General features: G+C 55.7%; 1 protein-coding gene and 2 pseudogenes. 2 read left to right on the top strand and 1 reads right to left on the bottom strand.

Annotated elements, in window-relative coordinates; all coding sequences use genetic code 11:
• Positions 1–189: 189 nt before the first annotated feature.
• Both EDC90_RS20630 and EDC90_RS21605 read left to right on the top strand, forming a co-directional pair.
• A pseudogene (locus tag EDC90_RS20630) lies at positions 190–1,541 on the top strand (IS3 family transposase).
• Between the two features lie 376 nt (positions 1,542–1,917).
• Positions 1,918–2,301, top strand: a complete 384-nt coding sequence (locus EDC90_RS21605; RefSeq protein WP_132314384.1) for a reverse transcriptase domain-containing protein — start codon at positions 1,918–1,920, stop codon at positions 2,299–2,301.
• Here the strand turns inward: EDC90_RS21605 and tnpC are convergent.
• Positions 2,261–2,937: pseudogene (gene tnpC, locus EDC90_RS20620) on the bottom strand (IS66 family transposase); the annotation flags it as partial. The gene EDC90_RS21605 and the pseudogene tnpC sit on opposite strands and share 41 nt — an antisense overlap.
• Between the last annotated feature and the right edge of the window lie 96 nt (positions 2,938–3,033).

Raw genomic sequence — 3,033 nt, 5'->3', positions numbered from 1 at the left:
TCTTCGTCATCTCGATCTCCTAATTGATAAGATGAACCAGAAATCCTCCCTTATTCAAATCCTCAAATCTGTCCCACCGGCGCTGACGTCAGACAACTGGGTGTCCCGTCTCAACGCCTTTGAGACAGGTTTGGCTTAACGGATAAGGGAGGAATTTGGCTCATCATAGCTCACGCAAAGGAAGTGACGATGAGACAGAAATCCGGTCAGCAGAAACCGACGGCAGGCAAGGCGATCAAGGATATCCGCCGTGCCACCCGCAAATCCTATTCCGCTGAGGAGAAGATCCGCATTGTGCTGGAGGGGCTACGCGGCGAGGGTAGTATCGCCGCCCTCTGCCGCCGCGAGGGTATCGCCGAGAGCATGTATTACACCTAGTCGAAGGAGTTCCTAGAGGCCGGCAAGCGGCGCCTGGCCGGCGATACGGCACGGGCCGCAACGACGGATGAGGTTAAGGCATTACGTCGGGAAACACGCGACCTGAAAGAGGTCGTGGCCGAGCAAACGCTGGAACTGCGCCTGCTCAAAAAAAGCATGATCGGGGATGGGGACGCAGAAGAATGAGATACCCCGCTCCTGACAAGCTGGAAATCATCCGGCTGGTCGAGCAATCGCACCTGCCGGTGAAGAAGACGCTGGAACAGCTCGCCATTCCCCGCCAGACCTTCTATCGCTGGTATGACCGGTTTCAGCGCTTTGGCGTAGAGGGGCTGGAGGACCGCTCATCCGCCCCGTCACGGATATGGAACCGGATTCCCGATGATGTCAGGAAAGATCTGATTGAGCTGGCGCTTGAAAAGCCGGAATTGTCGCCGCGCGAGCTGGCGGTGACCTTCACCGACACGAAAAGCTATTTCGTATCGGAAGCGTCTGTTTATCGCCTGCTCAAAGCCCATGACCTGATAACGTCGCCGGCCTTCATCGTCGTCAAGGCGGACAATGAATTCAGGGACAAGACCGTTCGGCCCAATGAGATGTGGCAAACCGATTTTACCTATCTGAAGGTGATCGGCTGGGGCTGGTTCTATCTGTCCACCATTCTCGACGATTTCTCCCGATATATCTTGGGATGGAAGCTGTGCACGAACATGAAAGTCGGTGATGTAACCGACACGCTGAACATTGCACTGGCCGCATCCGGCTGCGACAGCGTCAAGGTCGAACACAAGCCGCGATTACTGTCAGACAATGGCGGATGCTATATCGCTGAAGATCTGGCGGACTGGCTGAAGGACAGGAAAATGGAGCAGCTTCACGGCGCGCCCGGTCATCCGCAGACACAAGGCAAGATCGAGCGCTGGCACCAGACGATGAAAAACCGGATCCTGCTCGAGAATTACTTCTTCCCCGAGGACCTGGAAGCTCAGATCGGTGCATTCATCGACCATTACAACAACCGCCGATACCACGAGAGCCTCGGCAATCTCACGCCGGCGGATGTCTACTTCGGCAGAGGAGACGAAATCCTGAAACAGCGAAAGAGGACCAAGCAACAGACCATTCAGAACCGACGCTTGCAACATCACGCAAACGCCGCTTAAATCAACAAATCAGACGAGCCAGACCCTCCTGATAGCCAGAACCCATTCTGTCCATAATCATTCGACGACGGACAGCCCGGATGCAGGCCATCGGCACCATCGAGAAGCACCGGAGGATGCAGTCACCTGCCCGCATTGTGGTCACGGCAGGTTCACGTTTTCCGCACTCGCGGTTTGATTGTCGAACAGCGCTCCCAGTTGCTCAACAAGCCGCGGTATGACGCCTATTTTCGCAACACGGCGCCATGGCCTTGAGGTTGATCCTTCTCTGATCATTTCCGTCGAATCGACCTTCAGCGGCGCCCATTGAGACGCGACAGAATATCTGGCTTCCCGCGGGAAACTGACGGAATGCTACTTCTGCACAAACGATATCATGGCATTCGGCTTTGCCAGGGCTTTGAAAGAAATTGGAATTGATATCCCGCAGGATGTTTCGCTGATCGGCTTCGACAATCTTGACAATGAGCGCCACCAGCGATCCGCCTCTGACGACGATCGATGTGTCCAAGCGCAAGATCATGTGTATATCCCCAAGAGTAACGGCAAGAAGCGTCCACTGGGAATTCCCTGTATGCGGTGCCGGGCGATGCGGGCCTTGTGGAAACTCGCTCTGGAACCGGTGGCAGAGACACTGGTGGACCCAATTTTCTATGGGTTTCGGTCCGAACGCTCGACAATCGGCGCCGTCGAGCAGTGCTTCGTAAGCGGTGTTCGGGTCACACCTTGTCAGCATATTTCCATGGAAGCAGTTCATTGATACGGTTCTGCTTATGACCATTGACGATGGCGGTGAGCGTGGCCGTCAGATAGGCTTGCGGATCGGCGGAATTGAGCTTGCAGGTTTCGATAAGCGAGGCGATTGCGGCCCAGTTTTCGGCTCCGGCATCATGTCCGGCAAAGAGTGCGTTTTTACGATTAAGAGTGATCGGCCGGATGGTTCGCTCGACGCTGTTGTTATCGATCTCGATGCGGCCGTCTGTCAGGAACAGGCAAAGGCCATCCCAATATTTGGCGATGTAGGCCAGGGCTTCTCCGAGCGGCGACTTCGCCGAGACACAGGCGCGATGATGATGAAGCCAAGCCTGCATATCGGTGATAAGCGGTGCAGACCGCTCCTGCCGACCGGCAAGGCGCGCCTCTGGGTCAAGACCGCGCAGTTCGGCTTCGATCCGGTAGAGTTCACCCATTCGCCTGACGCCATCCTCGGCGATCGGCGCTGATCCCTTGCGGGTAATCTCAATCAATTTGCGTCGGGCATGGGCCCAACAATAGGCAAGACGGATGTCTGGACCGACACGGTCAGGTGCGATCAGCCTGTTGTATCCGGCATAGCCATCGACTTGCGGGATGCCGGAAAAGCCGTGTAAAATTGGTCAGCATGTTGGCCGCCACGACTAGAGCATCGGGCGATTAGTCTGCAACGCATGCTGTTGATTTGAAGTAGTTCCAGCATTCCTGTGGTGAGAACAGTGCGCACATGTGGCCTACA

The sequence above is a fragment of the Martelella mediterranea genome (genome assembly GCF_004342225.1).
Classification (GTDB): Bacteria; Pseudomonadota; Alphaproteobacteria; order Rhizobiales; family Rhizobiaceae; genus Martelella; species Martelella mediterranea_B.
This window is presented reverse-complemented; position numbering and strand designations above follow the sequence as displayed.